The organism is Rhizobium jaguaris (assembly GCF_003627755.1).
Classification (GTDB): Bacteria; Pseudomonadota; Alphaproteobacteria; order Rhizobiales; family Rhizobiaceae; genus Rhizobium; species Rhizobium jaguaris.
Genome location: NZ_CP032695.1, coordinates 12957 through 37184 on the forward strand (window position 1 = coordinate 12957; position 24228 = coordinate 37184).

The following is a 24228-nucleotide window of genomic DNA, read 5'->3' on the forward strand; positions in this document are numbered from 1 at the left end:
CATTCTTGATCGTCGTTCATAAGCTATTTCGAATATAAAAACTTTACGGCTGGTCACACCGAATGTCGGCATAGAGCAGATTGCCCTCGTCCGCATATTTGATGCCGCTCTGATCGAAACAGAACCTTTTGGGAAGAATCCGGGCCAGATAGCGACGATCACATTGGGCCGGGAGATCCAACCTGAACTCCCGCGGCATTGTCGATGGGACCGGCTCGGTGAATTTTGCGTGCCCGAAATAGGCGATGTTGCGGATCAGCGTAGCCGAGCCCGATTTGCCGATCTCGCCATCGACGGCGCTGAAGTCTTTACCCTTGGTTTCGTCCATGGTTGGATAGTCCTCCTTCACCGGCGGCTGAAGGGAAGGGGGAATTGCCACCGACTTGAGCGCGACATCGAAGCGGACGTCATCCCTTTCAGGTACGCCACCCAGATCGTTCAGATAGTTCCAGCTCAATCGAAACATGCGGCCACTGCCCTTTTCTCCTGGCGGGAGAGGAAATTGTGTGGCCGCAAATTCCGTGGGCTTGGCATTGTCGCCTTGCGATCCTGTACCAGGCGCCGGGCACTGCGTGTAGAGCGGCTGGTAACCGCATTCGGCTCCGCCTGCGTCCCAAAGGCAATTGCTGAGTCTGCGCCAGTCGTCGGGACTGATTTCCGGCATTGAGGTCGACAGGTCGTTGCCGTCGATCGGAACCATCCATGGATGGATTTTCCCCCGCCCGGATTGGCGCGCCCACTCAGTCCTGTGTCTATCGATCTGATATAGTTTCATCTGTTCCGCTTGCAGCTGCAGATGCTGCGCCCAACGCGGCCGCGAAATCCACGGATCCAAAGCAACAGCGTCAGCGGCGAAGCGCTGCCCGGTAGCCTGCGTCGTCAGCGTATGGCAGGTGGTGCAGTTGCCGCTGGGATCGATGACCGTTTTTGCGCGCCGGATTGCGGCGGCATGCGTGCTGGTATAGCCCGAGCCGATGATGCGGAAAGGCGAGTCTTTCCTGCGTCGCGTTTGAGGTAGATAGTCACCGAGGCCGAGTGTCGGGCTATTGCCGTCGCCCGTGATGGACGAGTATCCGACCCTGGACATGCCGATATGAGGATCGATGACATAGGCACTCTTGTTGTCGTGGCAGGCCGAGCATGCGATTTGAAAGGTCGGATCATATAGCGCCTCCGCCGCCCCGCGGCCCTGTCGATCGGAATAGGAATGACCGCCCGGCGGCACGAAAGTTTGCGTCCAGTCGAACTCCTTCCGCTTCTTCGTGCCATCGAAGAACACGATTTCCCCGCTCGTTGCGTTGAATCCGATGATGCCCAGGCGCGAGAATTTCGGGTTTGATCTCTGCCAATAGGCGTCGGGCTCGATTTCGAGGCTCGATGTGGATTTGCGACAGAAGGAGAGCCATTCGACATTGCCTTTGACGATACGGCTTATCCGCGAATTCATGCCGCAATAGGTGACGCTGCCAGCAAGCGAAGGCTTGTCGCATCGCCCTACAGTAACTGTCCATTTGACGATGGTACCGGCCGCGTCGCGATGCTGGAATTCCAGTGGGTTTCCAGGCTTCGCGGGATTAGGTTTAAGGTCGACGACATTGCCGTCGATCTCCAGCGCGATGTTTTTTGCGCCTTCATCCGTACAATCGCCGTCGGGGATCGGGCCGAAAACAGCGCGGGCCTCGTCACCGAACCGGGTGATTATATCGTTGGTTTGAGATGCGGGTGCCCACAGGAAATTGCCGTTCCAGCGCTCAACAGTTTCTGCGAATTTGCGTTCCACGGCGTCCTGGTCGCCATCGCCGATCAGTTGAAGAGTAGCGTCCGTAGCGCTTGGTGCGGTCAGCGCCAATTGTCGGCAGAGCTGAAAAACCTGTAGATCTCGTAGGTAGAGCCGATGGCTCTCATCGTCAGGCAGCGCCTCCGCAACGGGTTCCCGCGGAGGCGTGGGGGCGATGCAACCCGTCGTTCGATCGCAACGCTCGTTCCCGCTACAGCGCGAAGTCTCGGCTCTGGGGATTGCAAGGGCCGCCATTTGTTCGGCAAGGCGGTAAATGGTGGCGGTCCCGGCCTCGTCTCCCGTCGGCCAGCTCGAGCCGAGCGGCAAGCTCACGACCAATGCAATCGAGATCGATCTCAAACCAATATGCCGCAAAATCAACTCCTCGGCATGTAAGCAGACGAGCCGGCTGCCTAGCGCGCCCTGAAACTGATCTTGGGGCCGTCCGTGATGAGGATGATGCTCGCGAACTTCCAGCCACTGGCATCTCTTTTGAAAACGGTGTGAAGGGCTCCCGTATAGTCGAGCACCGGCGTTTCGATTCCGCCGAATTGGATAGTAACGACGACGGTCGTTTTTCCCTGCACCGTGTCTGCGTCGACCGCATTCAAAAGTGTATTGCTCTCGATATGTCTCGTTATCGCGCTGTTGTGGCCCAATTCGTTCGAAAGATTTTCGAGATACTCTTCCAACTCCACCTTGTTTTGCTTCAGCTCCACTTGCTTTTCGATGGAGTTACAAAGTTCATAGGTGACATCATCACGCAGCATCTCGTCGACACCGATTAACGAGCCCTCGTCGAGCGCCCAATTGTACCGATGGAGGAGATCCATGATGAATTGCCTGTCGGCGGAAGGCGGATTGGTGACCGATAGTAGATAGTTGGTGCCCTGATAGGTGCAGTCCGGCATCGTGGATGCCGGATCCGCGGGATCGGATTGAGCAATCGCCGGGCCGGCTGATGCCATGACCACAGCCATGCCGAGCGCTAGTTTCGTGCGCAGAACGCGGTTTGCAAAGTCCCCTCTTACGGCTGCCATCCCATCCTCCCGGCGGTGATGAATCTCGGCGGACCTCCACCAAGACAACCTCTTGCTAAAAGACATTTCCCCCAATCGTAGTATCTGGCTAATGGAAAAGTCGCCGCTGCAATATCAGGCCGCCATCTCTGCGGACGAGTTCGTGCGTCTTGCTTCGACGTCTGCCGTAGGAGTTGAAGCCTTTGAGACCGAATCCATTGTAATCAACCTGCCCAATGATAAATAACTCGTCGACGAAAGCTTCGGCCGCAACCGGGAGGCTTGTGTGCTCCATCGGCTTGCCATCCGTGCGCGCGCTGCGAGCAATAAAACCTAGTGGGGAAGTGATCATCTCGATGCTGAGGTCTTCGGCAAGACCGTAACGCGAGGCCGGAAGAACCGTCAGCGATTCAGCCGTTCGGCGATCATTCGCCATCCCCTCAAATTCGCTTTGAAGAACATTTAGAGATGACTGTATGGTCGCAGCCGTCTCCATCGATAAAATGGCATGGCCGACGAACGCGCCTAAGAATATTCCGGGATAGGCTGGATTTTTTTGAGCGCTCGCAAGCGCGATGGTCGTGGCAACCTCCGCAAAATAACCCGGAATTTGCCGAGCATTTGTGACGCCAGAGGCCATGATGTCTCTCATATCCTCACTGACAGCTTGCAACTCATTCGGTGTCGGCGCATTGGGATTGGCGGCACAAACAGTCAGCATATCCGCAAGCGCTTCGAACAGCGCGCCGGTGAATATCCGTGAAAAAGAATGCGGATTTGACGAGAGACTTGTCGTCAGGGCACTGGAAGGGAGGCTAGACGGGTCGCAATAGCTGAAAAAACTCGACGTATTGCGAAGGCAGTTGGGATCGGCATCCTTGGGATAAAGAGCGTGCACAGCTGTTCCCAATTGCTGGCCTATCCGCGAAAGCCGGGAGTCACAATTGAGGTTGCCATTTGTCTCCACCAAAATGGCCTGGCGAAATGACGGCAACTGCAGCGCACATAATATGGCGCTCATGTCGCCGAAGGTTTCATGAAAAGACGCGACCTCTTGAAGATGAGCCGTCCACAGGCTTGGCTTGATCGCATCAAGGATGGCATGCCCCAATTCATGGCAGAGCACATCCGGGCTCGCGCAGGAATAGACTGTCCCGGAAGCCGATGGCCCGTGATAGAAATTCAATGCATCCCTGTCGTAGTCGGCTTCCAAATCTTCCCATCGATCAAGATGCACCTCGAGAGTGTCGCCGCCTCGTTGCCACAATTGTGGTTGCGGGATTACCGGAGCCCAGAAATTCACGCCCCGTTTCAGGGCTTCTGCGGCGGTCCAGTATCGGAATGCTGCGGAGTTGATATCGTTGCTGACAGGCGGTACAGCCCCTGGAATCAAAAACTTGAGAGGCGGTAGCGTGATATCCGGTTTGGCTGCTGTTGTGAATACTCCGCTTACTGGATCATCCTCCCATATGGTGATGTCCGTGATAGCGGGTGGATTGTTCGCCGGTGCGCCACTCATGATCTGCTCCCGTTCGCTTCCGAATTACAGCAGTGGCATTCTCATCTCCGGATTGACGACTTCGGTAGGCTGTACATCGAGCAACGCGGGCCCGCTGCGGCTTGGCAGCGGCGCGTCGGCGTCGGATCCAGCATCCCTTAATTGTTATAGAGCTTAGTGCCAGTGCAGGTTATCTCAATCGGCCAAATGGAGTAATTTTCCTACCAATTTCGACGGAGTCGGCCGGTTGCCGCACTGACAAAACGCAGCGGACAAGCGAAAATAGATTCACGGCGATGCCGTCGAGGGCTATAGCTGTCCGTCATTGACGAACACACATTGGACCCTGAGCTCATGACCGATACTGTTGCCGATCGCTTTCTTCGCTATGTCGTTATCGATACTCAGTCGGATCCCAAGTCATCGACACAGCCCTCCACCGAAAAACAAAAGAACCTCGGTCGTATTCTGGTCGAAGAGTTGCTCGCGATCGGCCTGTCGGATGCGCACCTTGATGAGCATGGCTATGTCTACGCAACCATTCCCTCCAATATCGACAGGCCGGTCCCGGTCATCTGCTTCTGTTCGCATATGGACACAGCGCCCGATTTCACTGGAACGAACGTCAAGCCGCAAATCGTGCGAAACTACGGCGGTGGCGACATCCAACTCCCAGGCGATCCGCAGCAGATCATTCGCGTCAGCGACAACCCGGTGCTGCGCGATCAGATCGGCAACGACATCATCACCTCCGACGGCACGACGCTGCTCGGTGCCGACGACAAGGCCGGCCTTGCCGAGATCATGACGGCGGCGCAATTCCTCGTCGACAATCCGGAGATCGAGCATGGGACGATCAAGCTCCTGTTCACGACGGATGAAGAGATCGGGCGTGGGGTCGACAAGGTCGATCTGACGAAGCTCGGCGCGGAGTTCGCTTACACCATCGACGGCGAAACGGCTGGTCATATCGAGGACGAGACCTTCTCCGCCGATGGCGTCGAGATCACCATTCAAGGTGTGGCGATCCATCCCGGCTTCGCCAAGGGGAAGATGGAGAATGCCATCAAGATCGCCGGTGCGATCATCAGCCGGCTGCCGAAGGACGTAGCACCCGAGACGACGGATGGCAGGGACGGTTTCGTTCATCCGACGGGCGTGACCGGCTCGATGGAAAAGGCAGCTCTCGGCTTTATCGTCCGCGATTTCAACGACGATGGTCTCGCCAGCAAGGAAGCCATGCTCGAGGCGGTCGTAAAGGAGGTGATGGCGGAATATCCCGGCTCCTCCTACAGCTTCAAGGTCAAGCAGCAGTACCGCAACATGAAGGCCATCCTCGACCGCCATCCGGAGATTGCCGACAACGCCATCGAGGCCGTCCGGCGCGCTGGCATGACTCCGGTGCGCGGCAGCATCCGGGGCGGCACCGATGGTTCGCGGCTGTCGTTCATGGGCCTTCCCTGCGCCAACATCTTCGCCGGCGGCCACGCCTTTCATTCACCGCTCGAATGGGTCAGCCGGCAGGACATGGAGAAGGCCGTCAAGACGCTGGTCGAACTCGCGAAAATCTGGGCGGAGCGTGCTTGAAAGGCTGGAGCGCCGTGCGTTCATTTGAATGCACAAAGGTCGCTCTACTCTTTGGATCTAGAGCATTTTATCCGCTTGCAGGTGCTTCCACCTGAAGCGGAATGCTCTATCGGATGCGATGATAGCGCCGTCGGAAATAGATGAGCGCCTCCTCCTCCTGCCCGTGGGCGATATCGAGGACTCGGCAGAAAAGCACGCGATGCGTGCCGCTTTCAACCGAGCTTTCGACCTCGCAATCGAAGGAGACGATCGCATCCTTGAGACGTGGCGCTCCGGTTCTGCCGGGGAGCCATTCGCCAGCGGCAAAACGCTCTTGCTGTGGCGTCGAGCCGCCGAACAGCCGGGACAATGCCTCCCGCCCGGAGGCCAGCGTGTTGACGCAGAGCGAGCGGTTGCGATCGAATATGGCAGCGGCTGAGCTCGACCGATTAAGGCAGACGATGAGGGTTGGCGGCGTGTCCGTGACGCTGCAGACGGCGGATGCGGTAAAGCCCGCCAGCCCGCCGGGTCCATCGGTCGTGACGATGCTGACGGCGGCGGCAAGCTTGGCCATTCCCTCCCGAAAGGCCAGACGGGCCGTCTCCACGTCGTCGTGTGGCATCCCATCCATGTTACGCCCTTTCATTCGACGCGAAGCCCTGCCTTTTTGAGAAGCGGGATGACCCGATCGCAGAAATAGGGCAGTTCCTGCGTGTAATTGACGAAGGACAGGGCGATGCCGGCGTAGCCTTGAGCCGATATGGCGATCATCTCCTCGGCGATCCTTTCCGGCGTGCCGATGAGCGGATAGCTGCCGGCGCCGCCGGCAAAGCGCTGACGGTAGCGGTCATAGGCGTCGCGGTCATGCGACTGCGAGAATTCCTTCTTGCCGGCCATGTGCTGATCGACGGCGTCGTGATCGGCCATGGTTACAGCGTAGCGGGTGTAATAGTCCTCCGCCTCCTGCTGCGTCTCGCGGCAAACGACGTGGCAGACGGTATAGACGCCGACATCTCTGCCCTTCTTCTCCGCCCGCTCGCGGATATCGACGACATGCTTTCCGGCGTCGGCGATCTCGGTGAAGGTGGTGAAGAGATAGTCGCAGCTGGCCGCCGCAAAATCCCGGCCTGGACCGCCGAACGCGGCGTTCATCGTCACCGGCCGCGGTATCTGCAGGCTCGCCGGACGGCTGACGGCTTCCTTTAGCGTATAGTAGGTGCCTATATAGTCGATGGGCTCATCGGAGGCATAGAGCTTTTCGACGATCTCCAGCCATTCCGCCGCCTGGTCATAGCCCTTTTCGACCAAGGGAACGCCGAACATGCCGAATTCCTTCGGATTCCAGCCGCAGACGATGTTGAGGCCGGCCCGCCCCTGGCTGACGTGATCGACGGTTGCCAGCGACTTGGCGGCGTAAAGCGGATGTACCAGCGGCACATGCACGGTCATGAACAGGCCGATTTTCTCGGTCGCCGCGGCCAGTGCTGCCGCCCATGTGAAGGTTTCGAACGACCATTCGCGCACCCGGTTCTTGCCGCCGAAGCCGCGCCAGCGGGCAATCGGCAGAAAGAATTCCAACCCGGCGCGGTCGGCGATCTGCGCCGCCGTCAGATTGTCCTGCCAGCCGGCAGCCCAGCGCTCCGGCACATCGGTGATCGCCAGCCCGCCATCGGCATTGGCGGAGAACACGCCGAGCTTCAGCCGGTTCGGACCTTTCAGCGGATGCGACTTGATCATGTTTCCCTCTTTATTTTCGTTTCTTGCGGATGGAACCGATGGGGCTTCTTCCAACTGTATCCCAGCCCGCGGCCGAAATAATTTCAAGCATAAACTTTGTTTTGCTGCGCCACGAAATCCGACAAGAGAGAACATAAAGGCGATCCGGTACCGCGGGCATGCCCCGCCGATGTCACGCACTATCTCGACCTACCCGATCCAAGCGCCGGGCAAGGTCAGATATTGGTCGGCCTGGCGGCAGCCAGTGCCGTTCCCTTCGATCGGGGACTGCGAGCCGGTCTCATTTCTTGCTGTCCATGCCGAGCGTTCCCGGTCGCGACCGGGCCGACGAGTCATCGCAGTCGGCGACGATATAACCGAATTCGCGATCGGCGATCGAAGCTTGGCGGCCACTCGCCGGCGCCTCGTGGCCCAAAACAGCGATCGCCAAGCTTTACGCCGGCACTTCTATCCGATAGAGGCCGTGATTGCCCGATCCACCGCAGCCGACAGACGACTGCACGTGCTGCACTTCGTCAAGACAAGAGAAACGACAGACATGAACGACCAGGACGACGACTACATGTATGACGAAGCAACCGGCGAGTGGCGGCCCGCTTCCGAAATCGCTGCGGAAAAAGCCAGGGCCGCGGAGGTTCGCGATGCATCCGGCAATGTTCTTGCAGACGGGGATTCCGTCGTTCTCGTCAAGGACCTCAAGGTCAAGGGCGCCGGCCAGACGCTGAAGCAGGGAACCGTAATCCGGTCGATCCGGCTGACCGACAACCCGGAAGAGATCGATTGCCGGCACGACACGATCAAGGGTCTGGTCCTGCGCACGGAGTTCGTGCGCAAACGCTGATTTTTGAGCCGCTATCATTCAGCCTGCGACCGGATCAGGTTTGACCGGCGAGGGCTTTGGCAAGCAAGTGGCAGGATCGCAGACAGTTAGGATCTTGAGTTTTCGCAAACCTCGCGAAGGTCCGCCCGGCGAACCCTCGCGGTGGCCTAATCTATGATGTGGTAGCCGCCGTCGATGTAGATCGTATCGCCTGTAATCAATCGCGCCGCGTCATGCGCTAGGAAAGCAGTCGCCATGCCTACGTCGTCGATCGAAACGAGGCTGCGGGTCGGCGCTGTTTCCTGTGCCTTGTTCAGCAGTTCATCGAATTCCGGGATGCCGGAGGCTGCCCGTGTTGCCAGCGGGCCAGGCGAGATGGCGTGAACGCGAATGCCCTTCGGTCCGAGTTCGGCGGCGATGTAGCGAACGGCGCTTTCCAGCGCCGCTTTGGCAACGCCCATGACATTGTAGTTCTTCACTACCATCTGGCTGCCATAATAGGTCATGGTGAATAGCGTCCCGCCGCGTTTCATCAGAGGTTCGGCAAGGTGCGCCATGCGAATGAACGACCAGCAGGAGATATCCATCGTCTTCAGGAACCCGTCATGGGGCACATCGACGACGCGTCCCTGCAGCGTATCCTTCGGCGAAAAGGCAATCGAATGCAGGACGAAATCGAGCTCGCCCCATTGTTCCGCGATGCGATCGAACCCCGCTTCGAGCTGCCCCGGCGCAGAGACGTCGAGCGGCATGAAGATGGGCGCTTCCAACGCTTCAGCCAGCGGCTCGACATAGGGCTTGGCCTTGTCGTTGAGATAGGTCACCGCGAGCTCCGCGCCCAAGGCTCGGAAGGCCCGGGCGCAGCCCCAGGCGATTGACTGGTCATTGGCGATGCCGACCACCAGTCCGCGTTTTCCTTCAAGAAGCTTAGCCTTTGCCTCGGGAATCATGTCAGCCCTCTTTTCAGCCTCAAAATTTGCGGTGTGGCGTACAGTCTCGCTATGCAGCGATAAGCGCGAGCGTGTGCCTGGCGATCATCAATTCCTCGTCGGTCGGCACGACATAGACTGCGATCTTGCTGTTATCCCTCGACACCAGCAGCTCGCCGGCATTGTTCCGCTTAGGGTCGAGTGACGCGCCGAGCCAGCCAAGCTTTTCGACGATCCGCTCCCGCATCACCGGCGAATTTTCCCCGACGCCAGCCGTGAAGACGAAGGCGTCCAGCCCGCTGAGTGTTGCCGCCAGCAAGCCGGCGTTGAGGCCGATGCGGTGCACGAAATGGTCGAGCGCCAACTTCGCACCGGGGGCGTCGCTGGCGAGCAGATCGCGCACATCGTTGCTGATGCCGGAAAGTCCCTTCAGGCCGGATTCCTTGTAGAGGAGATCCTGCAGTTGCGCGGGCGTCATGCCATGCTGCTGCAGCAGGTAGAGAAGCACACCAGGATCGATCTGCCCGCATCGCGTGCCCATCGGCAATCCATCGAGCGCCGTGAACCCGAGTGTGCTTTCCACGCTTCGCCCCTGGTAGAGCGCGCACATGGACGCGCCGCTGCCGAGATGCGCGACGATGACCCGTCCGCCGCCAACGCCCGGCGCAACCTCGGCCAGCCTTCCGGCCACATATTCATAAGACAGCCCGTGAAAGCCGTAGCGCCGGACACCCTCGTCGAAATAGCGCGCCGGAATGGCATAGTGATCAGCCATCGGATCATGGCCGCGATGGAAGGCGGTATCGAAACAGGCAACTTGCACAAGCTGCGGCTGGCGCTCCAGCAGCACGCGGATCGGCGCAAGGTTGCTCGGCTGGTGCAACGGTGCAAGTGGCGTGTACTGCTCCAGTCCGTCCAGCAGCTTTTCATTGATGCGGGCCGGACGCATGTGGTCCGGCCCGCCATGGACGATGCGGTGGCCGACAGCGATCAAGCGGCCCTCGTGGCGCTCCCGCAGCCATTCCCCCACCAACCGCATCGCCGCAGGCAAATTGGGAACCGTCTCGCGCGGATAGTCTTCATTCGCAAGACGTGCGCCGTCGCCGCCCTTGATGGTCAGATGCGGCGCGGTGCCGATCCCGTCCATCTTTCCCTTGATCTGTCGCGTGAGCGAACCTGCTACGGCGAAGACCTCGAACTTCAGGCTGGAGGAACCGGCATTCACGACCAGAATGGTGTCCATGGCATCAACCTCCCTGTATCGGCGCCGTGCGGCGGCGGGCATCGGCCAGCAATACGCCGACGGCGCACGAAGCAAGGCGTGCCCGCACGGAATCCGCTCGCGATGTCAGGATGATTGGCACGCGGGCGCCGAGGACAATGCCGGCAGCATCCGCCCTCGCGAGGAAGGTCAGATTCTTTGCCAGCATGTTGCCGGCCTCGAGATTGGGGACGACGAGGATCTGGGCGCGGCCGGCGACTGGCGATTGGATGCCCTTTATCCTTGCCGCTTCCGGATCGATCGCATTGTCGAAGGCGAGCGGTCCGTCGAGGATGCCCCCAGTTATTTGTCCGCGCTCGGACATCTTGCAGAGAGCCGCCGCCTCGATCGTCGAAGGAATCTTCGAGGTAACCGTTTCGACCGCCGAAAGGATCGCCACACGGGGCGTACCAAGGCCGACCTGGGTGAAGAGATCGATGGCGTTCTGAATGATATCGCGCTTGGCATCGAGATCCGGCGCGATGTTGATGGCGGCGTCGGTAATGAAGAGCGTTTCCGGATGGTGCGGAACATCCATCACGAAGACATGGCTGATCCGCCGCGCCGTCCTCAGTCCCGTGGCGGACGAGGTTACCGCCCGCATGAGCTCATCCGTGTGCAGGCTCCCCTTCATCAGAAGGTCAGCGCGGCCCTCGCGGATGATCTCCACGGCCTTTGCTGCGGCTGCGTCGCTGTGCGGCGCGTCGACCAGCTCGAAAGGCGAGATATCGAGGTCGTACTCTTTCGCGACGGCGCGCACTTTTTCCGCCGGTCCAACGAGGATCGGGCGCATCAGTCCGACTTCGGCCGCCTCGACTGCCCCCCGCAGCGACGTCTCGTCGCAAGGATGGGCGACCGCCGTCGTCATTGCAGGAGCCTGTTTGGCCCTGGCTATCAGGCGCTCATATTTCTCGTGTCGCCCGGCTTCCTCTACATTCTCCAGTTCCGGCATCTGCAATGCTCCCCGTTGAAAGACGAGTTCAAGCCCTCGGTTTTGGGCATTCATCGGCTAGTTTGCGCGCCGGACAACCTTCACCGGTGTCGGCTTCGGCGTCGGCGATGCGGAAGGCGGCTCTTCGGAAACGTCAAAGAGTTGGATGATCCTCTGCCAACGCTGTTCGGCTTCACCGGCGAGCGGACCACGAGCGTTCAAGACCTCGCGCAGCGAGGACAAGGCTTCGCGGCGAACACCCACCTCCGTCGGCAACAGACGTGGGATTGCATTGACGGCGGCCTCCTCGTCGATCACCAACATCAGGAACTGATCGCGGATCAAGGCCTTGAACTCCGTCAGGGTCATTGCCGGAATCCCATCCTTGGCGCGCCGCATCCGGCGAATGGCGGCAAATCCCCGCTCGTCCGCCGCGCCGCTTGCGAGGGCAACGTAGAGCAGGCTGCGCGCCAGCCCTTCCCGAAGTCCTCCATGGTCCATTTGCGCCCTGAGCTCCTCGATCCTCGTCTTGAGCACCTGAGCATGCAGTGCGGTCTTGCTTGCGCGGCGCTGCGGCTTGCTATCCGACGGATCGATGCCGACGGCCGCCTGCAGGAGCGGAGACCCGTAGACGGAGAGGAACGTCGCCTCGCTCAGCGCCTCGATCCCTTCGCGCCATGCATCGAGCCCCGCGACGATCTGGCGTGAGAACGTCTGCTCCAAAGCCAGGAACGGGTTGTCGGCAGGAACGGGACGGCGCTCTTCCGTCACATCGACGGCAAGGTCCGCGATCGGCGCCATCCAGGGATTGGCGTCAGAAAACAGTTCATATTGCAGCCGGAGCGGATGTAGTTCGCGCAGTTGCTTAGCGGTCCAATCCGGCACCATGGCGCGGATGAAAGGCTGAAGGAAAGTGTGGTAAAGCGACAGGTTGATGTCCGACACCTTTGCCACAGTCGCGAAACACCGATCATCCGCTGGACCATTACAACCGAGTGCGCGGATGTCATCCAGCGTTCTTGCCTCGCAGCGCATGATCCAATCGCCTTGGACGAGGTCCCCGCCGACGGTCTCATCGGTTTTCGCCTCGAAAATCGCCTCGTAGAGTCCAGGTGGCAGCGCATCGATCAGGTCGATATTGTTGGAGAATTCGCCGTGCTCCTTGCGGGCGACGCTTGCGGACACGAAAATCCCGAGATGGCCGATCGTTTCGTGCACGGTGTAGACGATCGTCTGACCATGCGAACGGATCTCGTTCACATCGTCATAAAGGTCCAGGATCCAGTCGAGCGCCTGCGTGGGCGGGGTGATGTTGTCTCCCTTCGAGCAGAAGACGACGATTGGAGCGCGAATGTTGCGAAGATCGATCGCCTCGCCCTTCGATGTCTCAATGCGGCCCGCAGCGAGTTTGTTTCCCACAAACAGCTCGTCGACGATGAACTGGATTTCCTCCGCGTTGAGGCTGACGTGGCCGCCCCACCACTGCTCGAAACCGAGGTAGCGCGGCGCCTCCGTGTCGATCTTCGAGTAGAGGTTATATTGCTTTGTCCAGAGCGTATTGGCCGGATTCTGGTTCTCGAAATTCTGCACGAGCCACGCACCGTCGAACTGACCGTGACCGAGATCGCTGGTGAGCGCGGTAAGCCAGGTGCCGCCAAGCAGCCCGCCGGTATAGCGCATCGGATACTTGCCGCGTTCGCCCGCCCAATATGAAAGTGGCGCACCGGCAATGATGATCGAGCCGAACAATTCCGGGCGCAGGGCCGCCAGCATCATGACGGCCCAACCGGCCTGACAGTTCCCGATCACGCAAGGCTTAGCATCAGCCTGCGGATGCAGGGAAATGACTTTTTCCAGAAAGATCGCTTCGGCCAGCGCAATGTCTTCGATCGTCTGGCCCGGCACCGGCTCCGGAAGGAAGCCGATGAAATAACAGGGATGCCCAGCCTTCAGCGCAACACCGATTTCGCTATCCGCCTTGAAGCCGCCAATCCCCGGTCCGTGTCCGGCCCTTGGGTCGACGACCACGAAAGGCCGGCGCGATTCATCGACCTCCACGCCCTTCGGTGGGATGATCCGGACCAGCGCGTAGTTAACCGGCTTCTCCAGTGTTCGTCCATCCAGCAGGACCTCGGGCGTGAAGCTCAGCACATGCGGCGCCGTCGCTTCGGCATGGGTTTGATACTGGTTGCCGCGCTTCCGCATGACATCCCAGAATAGAACGCTGCGCTGGGCGGCGTCCAAGGCATAGTCGAAGGCGAAACCGGCCGGACCAAACTGAGTGGCGAAATCGGTTGTGGGGAAATAGGGAGAGTACCGCATGCAAAACTCCTCGTTCACCGCTCTTGGCGGGAGCTCAAAGGCTTATGCTGGGATGATAATATACTAAAGCTGCGTCCGCTCTGTGAACGCACCACCACGCCGTCTCTTAGCATTTGCAGCATAGGCATGCCGCGCCGCCGCACCAACGTATTTTACGGTAGCTTACGCGGCGTCTCCGGCTCGCCTCTCGAACCGCAGTGGACCAACGCTCCAAAATCGCTGACAGTGGGCGCCTTTAGCCGCTGAAGACTTCGTCCAGTAACTGTCGCGCAGCACGTGTCATTCTCGGTTAGCGCTTTTCAGGCTATAGTTGCTCTTCACGTACAGACCGGCGAGGGCGAGCAAGAGGCCGCAGCCTATTCGCTGGTGCTGGTTTCCCATCAACCAACGCTGCGGTAAAGTGCCTTGGATTTTTTGAGGCCGTTGCCGCGTTCGTCTTTCCGGGGTTGAAACCGAAATACCATTTTGCGAATTGCGGCTTGATTTCTCAGCCGATGATTGCATATCTTCATTCTTGGCTTAATGGGGGTTCGGGCAGCCGGGCTCCAGCGATGATCGAAATGCCACTCCTCGGCATGCCGGCACCAATCGTAGACGACGCCAGAGCCTCCGATGAGTTTCCTTCAGTGAAGAACACCGGAGCGCGAGATGCCAAAGTCGATAAGCCGATGGATCCCTGGTCTCATTGTGGCAGCGTTGGTTATCGGCGGGTACTACGCGTGGAGCCGCTATCAAGGAAGCGGTTTGCCTCCCGGCATTGCGTCAGGCAACGGTCGGATCGAAGCCACGGAAATCGATATTTCGACGAAGACCGCCGGCCGGATCAAAGAGATCCATGTGAACGAGGGCGATTTCGTTCAGGCGGGCGACATCCTTGCCCAGATGGACACCACGCAACTAATCGCCGACCGCAGCCAAGCCCAGGCGACATTACAACAGGCCATCATTGGGGTCGATACCGCCAAAAGTCTCGTGACCCAGCGCGACGCGGAACGCGAAGCCGCTGTTGCCGCCATCGCCCAACGGCAGGCTGAGCTCGATGGGGCGCAGCGAAGACTTGCCAGGTCGCAACAGCTCATGACCTCGAACGTCACCAGCCAACAGGTGGTGGACGACGACAGGGCTACGGCCGAGGGAGCCAAGGCAGCGCTCGGCGCCGCCAAGGCGCAGCTTGCCGCAGCCGAGGCAGCAATAGGCTCCGCCAAGGCGCAGGTGGTGCACGCGGAGGCGGCTGTCGAAGCGGCGAAGGCGGCGATCGCCAGCATCGATGCCGACATAGACGACGCCACGCTCAGGGCGACGAGGCCTGGCCGCGTTCAGTATCGGGTCGCACAGCCGGGAGAGGTTTTATCTGCCGGAGGCCGGGTTCTGAATGTGGTGGACCTCAGCGACGTCTACATGACGTTCTTTCTGCCCACGGCGCAGGCGGGGCGGGTTGCAATCGGCAGCGATGTGCGCCTCGTGCTTGATGCGGCGCCGCAATATGTCGTTCCGGCCAAGGTGACGTTCGTGGCGGATGTCGCACAATTCACGCCAAAAACGGTCGAGACGGAAGAGGAGCGGCAAAAGCTGATGTTCCGCGTAAAGGCCAGGATTCCGGAGGAACTCCTGAAGAGATATATCCAGCAGGTAAAGACCGGCTTGCCAGGCATGGCCTATGTGAAGATCGACTCCAACACGGAATGGCCAGCCCATTTGGCGGAAGCCGTGCAATGACCGGCCCTAGCGCGGACTTGCCTGATCAAAGAGGCGCAGACTGCGTTGCGCGCCTTCGCAGGGTTAGTCTTTCCTACGGCAGCACCAAAGCGCTGGATGACATCACACTTGATATCCCGAAGGGACTGACTGTGGGGCTCATCGGCCCGGATGGGGTGGGAAAGTCCAGCCTCTTGTCTCTGGTCGCTGGCGCCCACGTCGTACAGCAGGGGAGCATTCAGGTCCTTGGCGGCGACATCGCCGACACCGTGCACCGCGAGAGGACCTGTCCCCAGATTGCCTATATGCCGCAAGGATTGGGCAAGAATCTCTATCCCACCCTTTCGGTGTTTGAAAACGTCGATTTCTTTGCCCGCCTTTTCGGGCAGGACCGAGCCGAACGCCAAAGCCGTATTGCTGATCTTCTTCGACGTACCGGCCTTTCTCCGTTCCCGGATCGGCCAGCCGGAAAGCTGTCGGGTGGCATGAAACAAAAGGTTGGTCTTTGCTGCGCGCTGATCCATGATCCCGACCTTCTTATCCTCGACGAGCCGACAACCGGCGTCGACCCACTCTCGCGGCGCCAGTTCTGGGAATTGATCGACGACATTCGTCGCGATCGACCCGGCATGAGCGTCATTGTCGCAACGGCCTATATGGAGGAAGCGGAGCGGTTCGACTGGCTGGTCGCAATGGATGGCGGCCGCATATTGGCGACAGGGACCCCGGCGGAGCTGCTTGGAAAAACTGGCACTCCCAACCTCGACGCGGCATTCATAGCCCTCCTTCCGCCGGAGAAGAGGGAAGGGCACCATAAGGTGACGATTCCGCCGCGGTCGACCGAAAATGACCTTGATGTCGCCATCGAAGCCACGGACCTCACGATGCGTTTCGGTAACTTCACCGCCGTGGACCACGTCAATTTCCGCATCCCGCGCGGCGAGATATTCGGCTTCCTCGGTTCGAATGGGTGCGGCAAGACCACGACAATGAAGATGCTGACGGGCCTTTTAACGGCAACGGAGGGCACGGCAAAGCTGTTCGGGAAGGAGGTGGACCCTAACGATATCGAAGTCCGCCGCCAGGTCGGCTATATGAGCCAGGCCTTCTCGTTGTATTCCGAACTTACGGTCCGCCAGAACCTGGATCTGCATGCCCGGCTCTTTCGCATGAATGCCGAGGCGATCCCCGATCGTATTGCGGAAATGTCCAAGCGCTTCGACCTCGAAGGAGTGATGGACGCGCTGCCTGAGGCCTTGCCGCTTGGCATCCGCCAGAGACTGTCGCTTGCCGTGGCGATGATTCACGCACCGAAAATATTGATCCTCGACGAGCCCACCTCCGGCGTCGACCCCATCGCGCGCGACGGCTTCTGGCAGATCTTGTCGGACCTTTCGCGAAACGACGATGTCACCATCTTCGTTTCCACCCACTTTATGAACGAGGCGGAACTTTGCGATCGGATCTCGCTTATGCACGCCGGCCGGGTCCTGGTCAGCGACACGCCGGAGGCAATTGTCCGCAAGAGGTCGGCTCAGTCGCTGGAGGATGCCTTTATTGCCTATCTGCAGGACGCGATCGGAGAACAGTCTTCGCCTTCGGGTGCCGTAGCCCAGGGAAGCCACGCGGACGGCCACACGCCGTCTGCGGCGCAGGCCGTCCGCTCAGTCTTCAACATGCGCCGTATGTTTGCCTACACGCAACGCGAGGCTCTGGAGCTCAAGCGCGACCCGATCAGGGCGACGCTCGCGATGCTAGGAAGCATCATCCTGATGCTCGTCATCGGTTACGGCATCAATATGGATGTTACAAACCTTTCATTTGCGGTCCTCGATCGCGACGACACGACGGTCAGTCGCGACTACATCCAGCAAATAGCCGGTTCGCGCTACTTCACCGAGAAGGCCCCGATCATCGACTATGACGATCTGGACCGGCGCATGCGCAACGGCGAACTGAGCCTCGCGCTCGAAATTCCTCCCGGCTTCGGACGCGACATTGCTCGAGGCTATAATACAGTACAGATCGGCGCCTGGATCGATGGATCGATGCCCTCGCGCGCCGAAACCATTCAAGGTTATGTCCTGGGAATGCATTCAGCCTGGCTTACACGCAAGGCCCGCGAGCGAGGCAGCAGTGCGGCCAGCGCAGCGGACTTTCAGCTGGAGATACGCTATCGCTACAATCCGGGTGTCGAAAGCCTGGTCGCGATGGTGCCGGCCGTCATTCCTCTTCTTCTCATGATGATACCAGCCATGCTCGCCGTGCTCAGCGTGGTGCGGGAAAAGGAACTCGGATCGATCATCAACTTCTACGTCACGCCCGTCACAAGGCTCGAATTCCTTATCGGGAAACAGATACCCTATGTGATCCTCGGGTTTCTGAACTTCTTGATGCTGACCGCACTGGCGGTGTTCGTGTTCAAGGTGCCACTGACAGGCAGTTTTATCACGCTCACTGCTGCGGCCATTCTCTACGTGATGGCCTCTACCGGGATGGGCCTGTTGATTTCGAGCTTCATTAACAGCCAGATCGCGGCCATCTTCGGCACGGCGCTCGCCACCCTGATCCCGGCGGTGCAATATTCGGGAATGATCGATCCGGTATCCTCCCTGCAGGGCGCCGGCGCAATCATTGGCCAGATCTACCCGACCACGCATTTCGTCACCATTGCCCGCGGCGTTTTTTCGAAGGCGCTCGGCTTTAACGATCTCGCCGGCTCCTTTGTGCCGTTGTTGATCGCCGTGCCCGTTTTGCTCGGGCTGGGCGTGGTGCTCCTCAAGAAGCAGGCGACCTGACCATGCGCATAGCAAATGTTTTCCACTTGGGAATCAAGGAGCTGCGCGGTCTGACCCGCGATCCGATGATGATCATTTTGATCGTCTACGCCTTCACATTGTCGATCTACACGGCGTCTACCGCCCAGCCGGAAACGCTCAACAACGCGACGATCGCGATTGTCGACGAGGACCAGTCTCCCGTTTCCTCGCGGATCACCACGGCTTTCTATCCGCCCTACTTCATCGTTCCGAAGCTCATCTCGCAACAGGAAATGGATAGGCGCATGGATGCTGGTATAGATACCTTCGCGCTTAACATCCCTCCCAATTTTCAGCGCGACCTGCTTGCTGGCAAGTCGCCGACTATACAGCTCAATGTCGATGCCACGCGCATGAGTCAGGCCTTCACCGGTGGCGGGTACGTGCAGTCAATCGTTTCAAGCGAGGTCGCCGAATTCCTGAACCGCTACCGCGGGACAAACGCAGCCCCCGTCGATCTGGCTCTTCGAGCCCGCTTTAACCAGGAACTGAACAAGGGCTGGTTCGGCGCCATCAACAACGTGATTTCGTCGGTTACGATGTTGTCGATCGTCCTGACTGGAGCTGCGCTCATTCGTGAGCGCGAGCACGGTACGATCGAGCACCTGCTCGTCATGCCCATTACACCCGCCGAAATCATGCTGAGCAAAGTCTGGTCGATGGGCCTAGTGGTCTTGATTGCCACTGCTTTTTCGTTGGTGGTCGTGGTGAAGGGTTGGCTTTCGGTGCCGGTGCAGGGGTCGCTCACGTTGTTCTTGCTCGGAGCGGCGCTTCAGTTGTTCGCCACCACGTCGATGGGAATTTTCCTGGCGACCGTTGCCGGCTCGATGCCGCAATTCGGTCTGTTGCTCATGCTGGTGCTGCTTCCGTTGCAGGTGCTGTCGGGTGGCGTGACGCCGCGTGAAAGTATGCCGCAGATCATCCAGGACATCATGCTCGCGGCTCCCAACACGCATTTCGTCATCATGGCTCAGGCGGTCCTGTTTCGGGGGGCGGGGATCGACGTCGTGTGGCCGCAATTGCTGGCGCTGCTGGCTATAGGGACGATATTGTTCGCATTCTCCCTGCGACGCTTCCGTCAATTCCTTCGATAAAGCGCTCAGACAGCGCGATCTTCGGCAATCGCGTCTGGCAGTCGACCATGACCGTTCTGTCATGAAGTTGGGAACGATTGTCTGCGGCTTTGGTTTTGCAAGCGCATCCCAACAGCCAACGAAGGACAGATCGTGCCTCGCTTTGCTTACCTGGAACTTCTCTTTGCAGTGCCAGCTTAACGGCAAAGGGGTCATCGACAATGGCAGTCAGAGCAGCCCAATTTCTGGCACTCGTGGTTTCCGCGCTCGCGCTCATTCCGTCGGGAGCGCATCTTGCCGCTCTGCCCAATAAGATCGCCCTACCGCAAACCGAATATTTCACGATTCAAACCATTTATAATGGGTGGGCGATTTTGGGACTGCTGTGGCCGGCCGCGATCATCGCGAATGCGCTGCTTGCAGTGATCGTCCGCTCACAGCAATGGCCATCTTGGTTCGCGGCGTTCGCCGCTCTCTGCTTCGCCTTCATGTTGGCAATATTCTTTTTCTGGACGCTGCCCGCCAACAACGCGACGGCGAATTGGACCGAGATTCCTCGACATTGGGAAACACTCAGGCGGCAGTGGGAATATTCTCATGCGGCAAATGCCGTGCTTGCGTTTGCAGCTTTCTGTTTAACGGCGCTGTCAGCGACAACATGGCGGCCGGCCAATCCGTAGCCTTACAGAAACGTCGTCGCGGAGTCCGGCTTCGCGCGCTGTCGCGAACCGGGCGCTTATTGCGGGCTGCCGACACCACGGACAAGATGATGCCAAAATGATACGAAAATGAACCGAAACTGACGCGAAAATGATCTGGAAATGTTGACATGCTGATTCTGCGGACTAATTCCCGCTGAGACGCCGGGGTCCGCCCCATCGACTGACATTGTGATTCTGTACAGCCGTCACAACCCGTAAGGTGTTGATACGGAAGGGAATATCTGTGCCGTAAATTGCCGCATCACAGCATAATGGGACGTCAACATCGTATGACCAGCATCACCGGACGGCTCGTCAAGGGCAGCATGTGGTTAAGCCTGTCTCGGACGATCGTGAACGGGCTTGCGACCCTCAGTACGTTCGTGCTGGCGCGGTATCTGGCACCCGCTGATTTCGGCGTGGTCGCTCTCGGCATGACGATACTCCTGATCGTCACGACAGTGACCGAGCTCTCGCTTTCTGAAGCGCTCATCCGTCATGCGGCGCCCGACGAATCCCATTTCAGCGCTGCATGGACCCTCAATGCCGCCCGTGGGCTGGCGATCTGTATCCTGTTCGCGATCTTTGCTTATCCAACTGCCCGCCTGTTCAACGAGCCGAAATTGACGGGTGTGATGCTGGCCCTTGGCATCAACATGTTTATGGGTGGTCTCATCAATCCGCGCCGTATCATGCTCCAGCGCAATCTGATCTTCTGGCAGGAATTCGTGCTTGCCGTTTCGCAGAAGTTCGCCGGCTTTTTTGCCTCCGTCGCGATAGCGGTGATCTATCAAAGCTATTGGGCGCTGGTCATCGGCACCCTCGTAGCCCAGGCGACGAATGTCGTTGTCTCCTATCTGGTGCTGCCCTTCCGGCCCAGGATCACCTTCCAGCATATGCGGGAGTTTTTCTCCTTCTCTGCCTGGCTCACCGCCGGTCAGATCGTCAGCACACTCAACTGGCGCTTCGATTATCTGCTGGTCGGCAAGATGCTCGGTGGGATCCAGCTCGGCTATTATTCGGTGGGGAGCAATCTCGCCATGATGCCGACGCGGGAAGCGACCGCGCCCCTCACGCAGACGATCTATCCGGCCTTCGCCGGCATCCGCAACGATCCCGACAGGCTTGCCGCCGCCTATCAGCGCGTGCAGGCGCTGGTTGCCGCCGTTGCGCTCCCGGCCGGCATCGGCGTTGCGGTGACCGCCGATCCGCTGGTCAGGCTCGCGCTGGGTGACAGGTGGACGCCAGTCATTTTCATCATTCAGTCGCTTGCCTCGGTCTTCGCGCTGCAGACACTCGGCTCCCTGGTTCAGCCGCTCGGCATGGCAAAGGGCGAAACACGGGTGTTGTTCGTCCGCGATGCCCAGATGTTCTGCCTGCGGGTGCCGATCATGATCGCCGGTCTGATGCTCTATGGCCTTCCAGGGGTCATCCTGGGCCGCGTGTTCACCGGCCTGTTCAGCACTTTCGTCAACATGATGCTCGTACGGCGCTTCACGGGGATTTCCGTATTGAAGCAGTTGTCCGTCAACCTGCGGGCGCTTGTAAGCGTCGCCGTGATGGCAGCCGGGGTCTGGCTCGCTTCGAACCATCTCGCGCTCACGGACGACAAGGTCGTGCTGGTCACGCATCTCGCAATACTGACCTTGCTCGGCGGCCTGCTCTACTGCGGCTCAACCTTCCTGCTGTGGATGTTGATGAAGCGGCCGACCGGCCCGGAAACGGAGGTCCGAACCATACTCGGCAAAGTGCTGCCGAGACTACGTCTTGCCTGAAGAAGGTGCGGCCGATCACGGCTGGACTGCCTTGTCATCTAAACGGGGAGTGGGGAAATGACATTGCAATCAAATCAAACCTTGATCACGAAATTGGAGGGCATGATCCACGATTGCCTGAAAGACTACATCAGCCATGATGAGCCTTTGGCAATCCTCGACTTTCCCGACATCCGCAACTGCGGCGACTCGGCCATCTGGTTGGGCGAAATGGCCTATCTCAAAAAGAGATATGACAAACGGCCGACCTATGTATCGCGGATCACCGATTTCTCGCCCGAGCAGCTCGAGCGTATTATGCCGACGGGTCCCATCTTCATTCATGGCGGCGGCAATTTCGGCGATATCTGGGATGCGCATCAGGACTTCCGCGAACAAGTGCTGGAGCGATTTCCCAACCGTCAGGTGATTCAGTTTCCGCAATCCATCCACTATAAGTCTCAGGTGCGCCTGGACGAAAGCGCGCGCGTCATCGGGCGTCATAAGAACTTTGTGTTGCTGGTGCGCGACGAGGAGTCGAAGGAGTTCGCCCTTAAGCACTTCGATTGCGAAGTGAGGCTCTGCCCCGACATGGCCTTCTGTATCGGTCCAATCGAGCCGGAGAAATCTGAAATTCCAGTTTTGGCTATGCTGAGATCCGATCTCGAGAAGGTCGGAGACGCCGATCTTTCCGCCTATCCTGATATTCCGAAAGAGGATTGGACCACCGAATCCGCCAGGCGGGTGCGCGTCTCCAAAGCGCTTGGGGCGGCAACGGCTCTTCTGGCTCTCAAACCGGCCGAAATACGGCTGCGCAAACTCGACGCGGCAGCCCATAATCGACTGCGTCGCGGCATCCGCCAGATCTCCCGCGGCCACACGATCGTCACCGACAGGCTTCACGTCCACATTTGCTCGCTGCTACTTGGACGTCCCCATGCGGTGTTGGATAACAACTACGGCAAGATACGTCGGTTCATGGCCGCATTTTCAGGCGATACGGATCTGGCCTACAAGGCGACATCGCTCGATGATGGAATCGCGTGGGCGCGCTGTAAGGCCGATCAATCCTCCTTGCCGCAGCTTAGCGTGCTGCGCTCAGACTTGCATGTCAGACCGGTCGGTTAACCGTCGAAGTGGCACGGTATAGGATGCGGCTGCTCCAGGGCGTGTTGAGATTCACCGCGAGTTAGCGGAGACAGCGGCGAGGTCGGGTCGGTTTAGAGAGAAGGCGACAGGCAACGCAGCGCGGTCGGTTTCCCCTTGCATGCCGCCAATTCTTGCGCTCATACTGAACCATATGGTTCAGTATGAGAAAGCCCGTCTCGATGCCTCGTTCGCTGCGCTCTCGGACGCCACCCGACGCGGCGTTCTGGAGCAGCTCGGACGTGCAGACGCTTCGATCACGGACCTTGCCGAGAAGTTCCACATGACCCTCACGGGCATGAAGAAGCACGTCAGCGTCTTGGAGCAGGCGGGGCTCGTCACCACGGAGAAGGTCGGGCGTGTGCGCACCTGCAAGCTCGGCCTACGTGGACTGGACGAAGAGGCTGCCTGGATCGAAAGCTATCGCCAGCTCTGGGACGCACGCTTCGACGATCTGGACGAGGTTGTCGAGGAACTCAAACGGAAGGAGAAGCTCGATGGACGCAACAAGAGAGAGTGAGCCCGCCCCCATGAAGAACCGCACGACAGTGGAACGGAAGTCCGAGCGTGAGCTGGTCGTCACGCGAACCTTCGACGGCCCCGCGCGCATCGTGTTCGAGGCGTGGACCAAGCCCGGGCTGCTCAAGCGGTGGTGGGCGCCGAAATCGACAGGCATGTCTTTGCTTTCATGCGAAGTGGATGCTCGTGTCGAGGGCAGGTACCGTTTCGAGTTCGGCCACGATGCCGCAAAGCCTATGGCGTTCTTCGGTAGGTACATCGAAGTGATACCGCACTCACGCCTCGTCTGGACTAATGAGGAAAGTGATGACGGGTCCGTCACCACCGTGACCTTCGAGGAAAAAGATGGCAAGACGCTGCTCATCATGTACGAACTCTATCCTTCGAAGGAAGCCCTCGATCGTGCCATCGCCGGGATGGAGGGTGGGATGCCCGAGACGTTCGAGCAACTGGACGAACTTCTCGTCGCCATGGGCGCGAGCGTGGGACGGTCATAAAGCCGTGGATCCCGAGGTCGGCCGTCAGGCTCTTCGCTGTTCCCGGTCCCTGAGTGACCGGTGGCTAACTCCAAAGCGATTCCAGATGACTGTGGGATCGTAGCCGGCCGGGGTCGCGTGTAGGCGATACGGCCTTCTTCTGCGCCGAATGATATCAGTACTGT

The 24228-nt window shown here is 59.2% G+C and carries 19 protein-coding genes; 10 read left to right on the top strand and 9 right to left on the bottom strand.

The features are described from left to right. Positions 1–43: 43 nt before the first annotated feature. The 3 genes from CCGE525_RS22190 to CCGE525_RS22200 form a co-directional block, all read right to left on the bottom strand. Entirely contained in the window at positions 44–2152 is a 2109-nt protein-coding gene (locus CCGE525_RS22190) for a hypothetical protein (protein WP_162950263.1), read from the bottom strand. 38 nt (positions 2153–2190) lie between these two features. Beyond that, positions 2191–2817 carry a nuclear transport factor 2 family protein gene (locus tag CCGE525_RS22195; RefSeq protein WP_162950264.1) on the bottom strand — a complete coding sequence of 209 codons (627 nt, stop codon included), beginning with the start codon at positions 2815–2817 and terminating at the stop codon, positions 2191–2193. Between the two features lie 88 nt (positions 2818–2905). After that, a complete protein-coding gene (locus CCGE525_RS22200; protein WP_120706564.1) occupies positions 2906–4315 on the bottom strand; it encodes a gluzincin family metallopeptidase in 1410 nt (469 codons plus the stop codon). Between the two features lie 333 nt (positions 4316–4648). Here CCGE525_RS22200 and pepT point away from each other — a divergent pair, with 333 nt between their 5' ends. Continuing rightward, positions 4649–5881, top strand: a complete 1233-nt coding sequence (gene pepT / locus CCGE525_RS22205) for a peptidase T (RefSeq protein WP_120706565.1) — start codon at positions 4649–4651, stop codon at positions 5879–5881. A 106-nt stretch (positions 5882–5987) separates the two neighbouring features. Here the strand turns inward: pepT and CCGE525_RS22210 are convergent, their stop codons facing one another. Both CCGE525_RS22210 and CCGE525_RS22215 read right to left on the bottom strand, forming a co-directional pair. After that, positions 5988–6491 carry a flavin reductase gene (locus CCGE525_RS22210; protein WP_245472259.1) on the bottom strand — a complete coding sequence of 168 codons (504 nt, stop codon included), beginning with the start codon at positions 6489–6491 and terminating at the stop codon, positions 5988–5990. An 11-nt stretch (positions 6492–6502) separates the two neighbouring features. Then, positions 6503–7597 carry an LLM class flavin-dependent oxidoreductase gene (locus CCGE525_RS22215; protein WP_120706566.1) on the bottom strand — a complete coding sequence of 365 codons (1095 nt, stop codon included), beginning with the start codon at positions 7595–7597 and terminating at the stop codon, positions 6503–6505. A 538-nt stretch (positions 7598–8135) separates the two neighbouring features. On the opposite strand from CCGE525_RS22215, the gene CCGE525_RS22220 reads away from it, so the two are divergent. Further along, complete coding sequence (locus CCGE525_RS22220; protein ID WP_120708562.1) at positions 8136–8438, top strand: alkylphosphonate utilization protein; 303 nt, start codon at positions 8136–8138, stop codon at positions 8436–8438. 146 nt (positions 8439–8584) lie between these two features. Here CCGE525_RS22220 and fabI read toward each other — a convergent pair whose 3' ends face one another. Genes fabI through CCGE525_RS22240 form a run of 4 tightly spaced genes read right to left on the bottom strand, consistent with a single transcriptional unit; the run spans position 8585 to position 13860 of the window. Next, positions 8585–9367, bottom strand: a complete 783-nt coding sequence (gene fabI, locus CCGE525_RS22225) for an enoyl-ACP reductase FabI (RefSeq protein WP_120706567.1) — start codon at positions 9365–9367, stop codon at positions 8585–8587. Between the two features lie 49 nt (positions 9368–9416). Then, positions 9417–10589: an acetate/propionate family kinase gene (locus CCGE525_RS22230; RefSeq protein WP_120706568.1), complete on the bottom strand. Its 1173-nt coding sequence runs from the start codon at positions 10587–10589 to the stop codon at positions 9417–9419. Between the two features lie 4 nt (positions 10590–10593). Further along, positions 10594–11559, bottom strand: coding sequence for a phosphate acetyltransferase (locus CCGE525_RS22235; RefSeq protein WP_120706569.1), 966 nt, complete (start codon positions 11557–11559; stop codon positions 10594–10596). A gap of 57 nt (positions 11560–11616) precedes the next feature. Further along, complete coding sequence (locus CCGE525_RS22240; RefSeq protein WP_120706570.1) at positions 11617–13860, bottom strand: DUF3141 domain-containing protein; 2244 nt, start codon at positions 13858–13860, stop codon at positions 11617–11619. 648 nt (positions 13861–14508) lie between these two features. Here CCGE525_RS22240 and CCGE525_RS22245 point away from each other — a divergent pair. From CCGE525_RS22245 to CCGE525_RS22280, 8 genes are all read left to right on the top strand, one after another. Next, positions 14509–15576, top strand: coding sequence for an HlyD family secretion protein (locus tag CCGE525_RS22245; protein ID WP_120706571.1), 1068 nt, complete (start codon positions 14509–14511; stop codon positions 15574–15576). Continuing rightward, entirely contained in the window at positions 15573–18353 is a 2781-nt protein-coding gene (gene rbbA / locus CCGE525_RS22250) for a ribosome-associated ATPase/putative transporter RbbA (protein ID WP_245472260.1), read from the top strand. The genes CCGE525_RS22245 and rbbA overlap by 4 nt, the downstream gene beginning before the upstream one ends. 2 nt (positions 18354–18355) lie before the next feature. Beyond that, a complete protein-coding gene (locus tag CCGE525_RS22255; protein ID WP_120706573.1) occupies positions 18356–19468 on the top strand; it encodes an ABC transporter permease in 1113 nt (370 codons plus the stop codon). Positions 19469–19545: 77 nt separating this feature from the next. Continuing rightward, entirely contained in the window at positions 19546–20127 is a 582-nt protein-coding gene (locus tag CCGE525_RS22260; RefSeq protein WP_245472261.1) for a DUF1772 domain-containing protein, read from the top strand. Positions 20128–20438: 311 nt separating this feature from the next. Then, positions 20439–21923: a lipopolysaccharide biosynthesis protein gene (locus CCGE525_RS22265; protein ID WP_120708563.1), complete on the top strand. Its 1485-nt coding sequence runs from the start codon at positions 20439–20441 to the stop codon at positions 21921–21923. A 57-nt stretch (positions 21924–21980) separates the two neighbouring features. Continuing rightward, positions 21981–23030 carry a polysaccharide pyruvyl transferase family protein gene (locus CCGE525_RS22270; RefSeq protein WP_120706575.1) on the top strand — a complete coding sequence of 350 codons (1050 nt, stop codon included), beginning with the start codon at positions 21981–21983 and terminating at the stop codon, positions 23028–23030. A gap of 172 nt (positions 23031–23202) precedes the next feature. Further along, complete coding sequence (locus CCGE525_RS22275) at positions 23203–23568, top strand: ArsR/SmtB family transcription factor (protein ID WP_120708564.1); 366 nt, start codon at positions 23203–23205, stop codon at positions 23566–23568. Further along, the gene (locus CCGE525_RS22280; RefSeq protein ID WP_162950266.1) at positions 23546–24064 is read left to right on the top strand and encodes an SRPBCC family protein; all 519 of its coding nucleotides are present in this window, start codon (positions 23546–23548) and stop codon (positions 24062–24064) included. The genes CCGE525_RS22275 and CCGE525_RS22280 overlap by 23 nt, the downstream gene beginning before the upstream one ends. The last annotated feature ends 164 nt before the right edge of the window (positions 24065–24228 follow it).

Coding starts and splice junctions, on each gene's coding strand:
- CCGE525_RS22275 (WP_120708564.1), top strand. CDS start 23,203: ATGGTTCAGTATGAGAAAGCCCGTCTCGATGCCTCGTTCGCTGCGCTC.
- CCGE525_RS22280 (WP_162950266.1), top strand. CDS start 23,546: ATGGACGCAACAAGAGAGAGTGAGCCCGCCCCCATGAAGAACCGCACG.
- CCGE525_RS22210 (WP_245472259.1), bottom strand. CDS start 6,491: ATGGATGGGATGCCACACGACGACGTGGAGACGGCCCGTCTGGCCTTT.
- fabI (WP_120706567.1), bottom strand. CDS start 9,367: ATGATTCCCGAGGCAAAGGCTAAGCTTCTTGAAGGAAAACGCGGACTG.
- CCGE525_RS22200 (WP_120706564.1), bottom strand. CDS start 4,315: ATGAGTGGCGCACCGGCGAACAATCCACCCGCTATCACGGACATCACC.
- CCGE525_RS22230 (WP_120706568.1), bottom strand. CDS start 10,589: ATGGACACCATTCTGGTCGTGAATGCCGGTTCCTCCAGCCTGAAGTTC.
- CCGE525_RS22195 (WP_162950264.1), bottom strand. CDS start 2,817: ATGGCAGCCGTAAGAGGGGACTTTGCAAACCGCGTTCTGCGCACGAAA.
- CCGE525_RS22235 (WP_120706569.1), bottom strand. CDS start 11,559: ATGCCGGAACTGGAGAATGTAGAGGAAGCCGGGCGACACGAGAAATAT.
- CCGE525_RS22270 (WP_120706575.1), top strand. CDS start 21,981: ATGACATTGCAATCAAATCAAACCTTGATCACGAAATTGGAGGGCATG.
- CCGE525_RS22240 (WP_120706570.1), bottom strand. CDS start 13,860: ATGCGGTACTCTCCCTATTTCCCCACAACCGATTTCGCCACTCAGTTT.
- pepT (WP_120706565.1), top strand. CDS start 4,649: ATGACCGATACTGTTGCCGATCGCTTTCTTCGCTATGTCGTTATCGAT.
- CCGE525_RS22220 (WP_120708562.1), top strand. CDS start 8,136: ATGAACGACCAGGACGACGACTACATGTATGACGAAGCAACCGGCGAG.
- CCGE525_RS22255 (WP_120706573.1), top strand. CDS start 18,356: ATGCGCATAGCAAATGTTTTCCACTTGGGAATCAAGGAGCTGCGCGGT.
- rbbA (WP_245472260.1), top strand. CDS start 15,573: ATGACCGGCCCTAGCGCGGACTTGCCTGATCAAAGAGGCGCAGACTGC.
- CCGE525_RS22265 (WP_120708563.1), top strand. CDS start 20,439: ATGACCAGCATCACCGGACGGCTCGTCAAGGGCAGCATGTGGTTAAGC.
- CCGE525_RS22245 (WP_120706571.1), top strand. CDS start 14,509: ATGCCAAAGTCGATAAGCCGATGGATCCCTGGTCTCATTGTGGCAGCG.
- CCGE525_RS22215 (WP_120706566.1), bottom strand. CDS start 7,597: ATGATCAAGTCGCATCCGCTGAAAGGTCCGAACCGGCTGAAGCTCGGC.